Below are 6,964 nucleotides of genomic sequence, written 5' to 3' on the forward strand. Positions count from 1 at the left end.
GGCGTTTGTTTTTGCGTTCGCCAACCATTGGTATCCCTCCTTATTGTGCTTCGTAGTGGACCCAGGACTTCTGCGACTTGAACAGCAGCAGGGTGGCCACGCCGATGATGAGAACTAGGATCCAGGCCAGGGCACAGGAATAGCCCATGTGGAAGTTGGTGAAAGCCGAGCGGTACAGGTACAGCACATAGGTCAAGGTGCTGTTCATGGGGCCGCCGTCGGTGATGATCTTGCTCTCGGTAAAGATGCGGAAGCCGTTGATGAGCTGCTGGATCAGGTTGAAGAAGATGGTGGGGGTCAGCATGGGCATGGTGATCTTCCAGAACCGCTGCATGGGGGTGGCGCCGTCCATGGCGGCGGACTCATACAGCGAGGTGGGGATCTGCTTGAGGCCCGACAGGAAGATCAGCATCGAGGAACCGAACTGCCACACGCCCATCAGGATGATGACCGACAGGGCGGTATCCGGGTTGCCCACCAGGGAATACTGCTGTTCGATGCCGAACACCTTCAGCAGGCTCATGACGACGCCGTCGTTGCCGAAGATCTGCTTCCACACCACCGAAACGGCGATGCTGCCGCCGATGATGGAGGGCACGTAGTACAGCACCCGGTACATCGCCATGCCCATGTGCTTTTTGTTCAGCAGGTTGGCAACAAAGAGGGCGAAGGCCAGCCGAAGCGGCACCATGACAAAGACGTAGACGAAGGTCACAGTCAGGGCCTGCCGGAAGTTTTTGTCGGTGGTCAGGATGGTGACGTAGTTCTGCAGGCCCACCCACTTGGGCGCGGACAGCAGGTTGTAGTTGGTAAAGGAATAGTAGATGGACATGACCGCCGGGATCAGCCACATCAGCAGGAATCCCACCAGCCAAGGCGCCAGCAGCAGGTAGCCGGTGGCGTTGTCCTTGGCTCGGTAGTGGGCTTTGGGCTTGATTGCCTTCGCTTTCATCATAGCGGAGAAAACCTCCTTCATCGGGAATGGACCGGAGACAGAAAAAGGGGGAAGGGCGGCAGCCCTCCCCCCGGAACGGATCAGTTATTGGTCGCCAGGATGGAATTGGCCTGCTCACGGAAGGAAGCGGCCGCTTCCTCCGCCGAGACCTGGCCATAGAACACGCTGTAGGCAGCGTCCTTGAAGGCCTGGTTCACTTCGGCAATACCGACCGGATCGGGAGCCGGGGTCTCACCGCAAAGCGGTGCGGCAATATCCACATAGTCAAACATCTGCTTCTGCTGTTCGTTCAGCATGCCAGAGCCCACCAGGTATTCGCGAGCCGTGGAGGAGACAGGGGTGCCGCGCTCGCCCTTCATGATGGCGTTGGCTTCCTCAGAGTTGATGAACCAGTCGATGAAGGCAGCGCATTCTTCCTTGTACTGGGAAGTCTCCGCCACCGAGAAGAACATGCCGGGCTTCATCCACAAGCCGCTTACGCCACCCTCCACGGTGGGAGGCGTAGCCATTTTCAGGTTGGGATTAACGTTAGCCATCAGGCTGGTAAAGTTGTTCCAGTTAAAATGGAACCCGCACTCATCGGTTGCAATGGGACCGGCTTCGATGCCCAAAGTCACCAGCTGCTCGTACTCGTCAGGGTCAGCAGCACCGCCTTTGTCCATCATATCCTTCCACATGGTGAAATAGTCAGCAGTCAAAGTGTCGTCTTCAAAGCCGAGGCTCTTGTTATCGTCGGCAAAGAGCTGTTCGCCATGCTGACGGATCCAGTAGTTGAACATATTGGTGTCGTCCACCGGGCCGGTGGAGGTGCCCAGCTTGCCAGTCTTTTCATAGATGGTGTTGCACATATTGGCGAAATCATCCCAGGTCCAGTCGCTGGTGGGTTCTTCCAGACCGGCGGCTTTCAGGCAGGCAGGGCTATAACCCACTGTGACGAGCGAAGTCGACAACGGCATAGCGATCTGTTTGCCATCCACGTTACCGCTGGCCAGGATGCCCGCGTCGATGGTGGAGGTGTCCATCGTGCCGTCCTCCATGTAGGGGGTCAGGTCCGCCAGGGAGTTGTTGGCCGCGTAGGTGGACACGTAGAGGTAGTCCATCTGGACGATGTCGGGCATAGCGCCGGTGGCGGTGTCGGTGGCCAGCTTCTCAAAGTAGCCGTCCCAGCCGGAGGGGGTGGCCTCAAAGTGGATGTTGGGGTGCAGCTCGGTGTACTTGTCCAGGATCTGCTGGGTGTACTCATGCCGGGACTGGCCGCCCCACCAGGTGATCCGCAGGGTGATGTCCTCGTCGGAGGAAGAGGCGCTCTCCGCTGTGGTGGAGGCCGTATCGCTTCCGGCAGATTCGGAAGTGCCGGCTCCTGCGGAGCCGCCGCAGGCCGCCAGGCTCAGAGCCATCGCGCCGGCCATGGCGGCAGCGGCGGTACGCTTGAACAGTTTACGCATGTGTGATTCGCTCCTTCTTTTTATTTTGTAGGCGCAGGGGAGCGTCCTTCCCTGCCGGTGGACCGTGCACGTCCTTTTGACAGTTCCTATTGTATCGGTTTTTTGCACAAAGCAAAAGGCACAAAGCCGGGGGCCATGGTGCACAAAACCGGCAAGGCGCGGGCCCGCTCAACGGGGGCAACGCGCGCGCACTGCCGCCGCAGCGGCGCCCGGCTCCGCAGCCCCTTCGACAAAATTTTACCCAAAACCGCGCACTCGGCGCAGGAGCGCCTTGCACACGATTTTGGGTAAAATTTCCCTGGCGGTGTTCCCGCCGGCGGTACGATCCCCGGCCGGCCTCCGAAATGCGCATGCGGGCGCAGTGCCCGCCGATGGGAACGGATTTTGATTTATTGCCTGTCTGCAGGCTGATCCCGCATCTTCTCCCGGTATTCCCCGGGGGTCATGCCGAACTGTTTGCGGAACACCCGGCTGAAATACCGCCCGTCCGGCGGGTAACCAACCAACTCGGCCAGCCGGGCGTTGGTCACGTTGGGGTCGCAGTCGATCAGCCGCCGGGCTACCTCCACCCGGCGGCTCTCGATGAAATGGGTCAGCCGGGTGCCGGTGCGGCGGCTGAACATCCGGCTCAGGTGATCCTCGCTGACAAACAGGCAGTCCCGGGCCAGCTTGAGCAGGTTGAGCGCGGGGTCCGCCAGGTGGTCGTAGACGGCCTCATTGATCTGGCGCATCTGCAGAGCCGCCCGGTCGTTCCGGAGCTCATGGGGCAGCGCCAGCCGCTGGGCCAGCGCCCGGGCCACGCCGCACAGGGTCAGCTCGGGCAGCGGCGCGTCGGCGGCCAGCAGTTTCCAGGCCAGGGTCCACAGGGCTTGCTGCCGGTCGGGGCCGTACCCGCGCAGCTGCATTTTGGCCAGACCGGTGTACAGTTCCAGCAAAAGCTGCTCGTAGTCGGGGGCGTTCTGGATGGCCCGGTAGTCGAAGAGCCGGCCATTCCCCGCCGCCGCGCCGCCGTACCGCAGCAGGCCGGTCTCCTCCCCGCCGCCCAGCGCCAGTAGCGCTGCAGTCTGCCGGTAGAGCTCCGGCAGGCCGCCCAGGGCTCCGGGGGCGCTCACCGCTGCCTGCAGGGGCGCTTTCTCGAACCGGCGGAACTCCACCTGCAGCCGGGCGAAGGCCTGTTCCAGGCCGGCGCCAGCGGCAGGGTCCAGCAGCAGGAAGGTGTCCTGCTCCTGGCCGCCGGTGCACAGCAGCGTCCCGGCGGGGAGCAGGTCTGTCATGATGTTGCCGATGACGAACCGTTCCAGGTAGTCGAACCCGCGGGTCAGCCGCACGGTGGCCAGCAGCACCGGCCGGCCTTCCCCGCCCAGCCGCTCCATAAAATGGCGGGTGGCTGTGCTGCCCACCTGGGCCCGATCCAGCACCAGGTCGCAGAAGATCTGCTCCCGGGCGTGGGGCAGCAGCACCCGGGCGTCCCGGGCCTGGCTGGCCTGAGCCTGACGCTCGGACAGCTCGGCCTTGACCTTGTCCAGCACCGCCAGGATCTTTTTTTCGTCACAGGGTTTCAGCAGGTAGTGGCGCACCCCCTCCTCCATGGCCTGGCTGGTGAACTCGTACTCGCCATAGCCGGACAGGATCACATACACCACATCGGGAAAGGTCTGCTGCGCCTGGCGGATCATCTCCAGGCCGTTCATCACCGGCATCTTCACATCCACCAGGACGATGTCGGGGCGGAGGCGCTCCATCATCTCCAGCCCCTGCACACCGTTCCAGGCGGTGCCCACCAGCTGGATGCCCTGCTCCTCCCAGGGGATGAAATGGGCCATCCCCTCGCGCTCGATCTCCTCGTCATCCACGATCAGCAGTTTGTACATCCTCTTCCTCCTTCTTGGGCAGCGTCATCCGCACTCGGGTGCCCTGCTCCGGGTCGCTGTCGATCTGCCAGCCAAAGCTGCCGAAATACAGCTGCAGCCGGTCATGGATGTTTTTCAGCCCGATGCCGTGGCCCTTGGGTTTGGCCGCAAAACGGCGCACGGCGTCCAGTTCCTCCGGCGTCATGCAGGGGCCGGTGTTGTGCACTTCCAGCAGGATGTCCGCTGCCTGCTCCCGGGCCGTCACCGTGATGGTGCAGGGGGTCAGGCTGTTCTCCACCCCGTGAAGGATGGCATTTTCCACCAGGGGCTGCAGGATCATCTTGGGCATGGTCCAGCGGTCCAGGGCGCCCTCGGTCTCTACCTGGAAGGCGGCCCGCCCGTGGTAGCGGAACTCCTGGATGGCGATGTAGCTCTGGACCAGCTCCACCTCCCGGGCCACGGTGGTGGCGTTCTCCCGGGCCAGGGCGGCCCGCAGCAGCTGGCCCAGCTCCACCACCACCCGGGCGGCGTCCTCGTTGCGCCCGGCGCGGATCATCCAGTTCACGGTATTCAGCGTGTTGTTCAGAAAATGGGGATTGATCTGGGCCTGGAGCATCTGGTACTGGGTCTGCTGCAGCAGGATCTGTTTTTTGTAGTTTTCCCGGATCAGGGTGTCGATCTGCTGCAGCATGACCCGGAACTCGCCGGTCAGCTGGCCGGTCTCGTCCCGGTAGGGGTGGTCGGGCAGCATGGCCAGGGCGGCCTCAAAGTCGTCGCTCTCCACCACCTGCATCGAGGCGCTCAGCCGGGCCAGCGGCCGGGTGATGAGCCGGGCCAGTGCCCGCATCACCAGGCCGCCCACCACAAAGAGGGCCACGAACACCCCCAGCACGATGAAGCGGAGGGCCATGGTCTGGCCGAAGATCTGGCTGTAGGGGAAGATGTTCAGATACAGCCAGCCGGTGGCGGGGTCAGTCATCCAGCACACGAAGTAGGACTGCCCGTCCTGCCGCCATACCCGGTATCCCTGGTCCCCCTCCACCGCCGGGGGATCGGCCTCGGCGCCGCGGTAGACCATGGTGTCCTCGGCAGTAACATACAGGGTGCCCGGCGAGGAGGTCATGGCCTGCAGCTCCCGCTGGATCACGCTGGCGGCGTCGCAGGTGACCAGGCAGCTGCCCAGGTATTCCATGCTGGAGTCGATGTGCTTGCGGATGTCCCGCCCGCCTACCAGATAGGGATAGTCCGCCGTGGGGCTGGTCAGCAGATAAGCGCCGTCGGCCCGGTGGAGGGCTTCCAGCAGGGGGGCGGTGTCCAGGGGACCGGTGTCGGTGCCCACCAGCATCTCGCTGCCGTTGGTGTCGATGAAGCGGATGTTCTTGACGATGGGGTGGGTGCGCGCCTCCTGGATCAGCTGCACCCGCAGCTGGTAACGGGCATAGTCGTAGGCGGAGGTGCCAAAGACCAGCGTTTTGAGTTCCGAGAGCTGCTGCTGCAGTTCGGGACTCACCGCCAGATCGTAGGTGAAGCTCTCCACGTCCTCCAGCTCGTCGCTGACCTGCCGGGCAAAAAAGTCCAGCGATTGGAGGGACTTTTCGTACAGGTTCTGGTCGTAGATGCCGAAGGAGATGTTCAGCGCCGCCAGCATGACCAGGCAGATCACCAGTAGCAGGGCGAAAAAGGCCGACACCATCTTTTGGGAGAGGGAGAGATCGTGAAAGCGGCGCAGCAGTTTTTGCATCCTGTGACTTCCTCCTTTTTTGGCCGTGGCAGCCCGCCAAAAACAGGGCAGCGGCGCCAGCCTGCCCCTGCAGTGCCGGGCACCCCTGCCCTGTTGTCGATGATACCATTATAGGGGCTGCCGCAGGGCATTGTCAACGGGCGCGGTGCAGGCGCTCCCGCTCGGTACACATCAAAAGGAAGGCGCCCATGCCGTGGAGGTCGTTGGTGCTCACCGGGCGGCCGCAGTAGTAACGGTAGTCCCCCACCCCTGTGCCGATGCAGACCTGGCCCAGGCAGAACTCGCCGTCCTGCCCGGTCAGGCTGCGGACCACGCCGTCATAGCCGCGGCCGGCAGCGGGCAGCAGCGAGGGGGGCAGGTAGCCCAGCCGCACAGCCTTGTACAGGGCCGCTGCGAACAGACAGGTGCAGGAATTTTCCGGCCAGTTGCCCGCCGCTCCGGCTTTGTCCACCACCTGATACCAGCGTCCATCCTCCCCCTGATAGCGGCAGAGACTGTGCAGCAGGGACTGCAGCAGGGCGAGGATCTGTTCCCGGGGGGCAAACCCGGCGGGCATGGCGTCCAGATCGTCCAGCAGCGCCAGCGGCACCCACCCCAGGGAGCGCCCCCAGAACTCCGGCGAGCAGCCCGTCCCGGGATCCGCCCAGGGGGCCCGGCGGGTCTCATCCCAGGCGTGGCGCCACAGGCCCGTGGCGTCGTCCCGGGTGTTGCGCGCCATCAAAAAGATCTGTTCCGCCACCTGCTGCCACAGCGCCGGTTGGCCGGTCAGGGCAGCGTATCGGGCCAGGAAGGGGCCGCCCATGTACAGGCCGTCCAGCCACATCTGGCCGGGCAGGTCAGGTTTGTGGCAGTAGCCGCCGCAGGCACAGCGCGGGATGCGGGCATACTGGGCATACACGGCGTCCATCGCCCGGCGGTAACGGGGATCGCCGGTGGCTTCCCACACGGGAAACAGCAGATTGCCTGGCTGGAT

The 6,964-nt window shown here is 63.6% G+C and carries 5 protein-coding genes; all 5 read right to left on the reverse strand.

The window, feature by feature from the left end:
- Window positions 1-40: 40 nt before the first annotated feature.
- Window positions 41-955, reverse strand: a complete 915-nt coding sequence (locus Q0526_RS11670) for a sugar ABC transporter permease (RefSeq protein WP_366522094.1) — start codon at window positions 953-955, stop codon at window positions 41-43.
- A gap of 80 nt (window positions 956-1,035) precedes the next feature.
- Complete coding sequence (locus Q0526_RS11675; protein ID WP_298733791.1) at window positions 1,036-2,400, reverse strand: extracellular solute-binding protein; 1,365 nt, start codon at window positions 2,398-2,400, stop codon at window positions 1,036-1,038.
- Window positions 2,401-2,789: 389 nt separating this feature from the next.
- Entirely contained in the window at window positions 2,790-4,271 is a 1,482-nt protein-coding gene (locus Q0526_RS11680) for a response regulator (protein ID WP_298733793.1), read from the reverse strand.
- Window positions 4,246-5,991, reverse strand: coding sequence for a sensor histidine kinase (locus Q0526_RS11685; protein WP_298733795.1), 1,746 nt, complete (start codon window positions 5,989-5,991; stop codon window positions 4,246-4,248). The genes Q0526_RS11680 and Q0526_RS11685 overlap by 26 nt, the downstream gene beginning before the upstream one ends.
- A 133-nt stretch (window positions 5,992-6,124) precedes the next feature.
- Window positions 6,125-6,964: glycoside hydrolase family 88 protein (locus Q0526_RS11690; protein WP_298733797.1), on the reverse strand; the 840-nt coding region annotated here is incomplete at its 5' end.

Source organism: uncultured Subdoligranulum sp., assembly GCF_937890665.1.

Coding starts and splice junctions, on each gene's coding strand:
- Q0526_RS11685 (WP_298733795.1), bottom strand. CDS start 5,991: ATGCAAAAACTGCTGCGCCGCTTTCACGATCTCTCCCTCTCCCAAAAG.
- Q0526_RS11680 (WP_298733793.1), bottom strand. CDS start 4,271: ATGTACAAACTGCTGATCGTGGATGACGAGGAGATCGAGCGCGAGGGG.
- Q0526_RS11675 (WP_298733791.1), bottom strand. CDS start 2,400: ATGCGTAAACTGTTCAAGCGTACCGCCGCTGCCGCCATGGCCGGCGCG.
- Q0526_RS11670 (WP_366522094.1), bottom strand. CDS start 955: ATGATGAAAGCGAAGGCAATCAAGCCCAAAGCCCACTACCGAGCCAAG.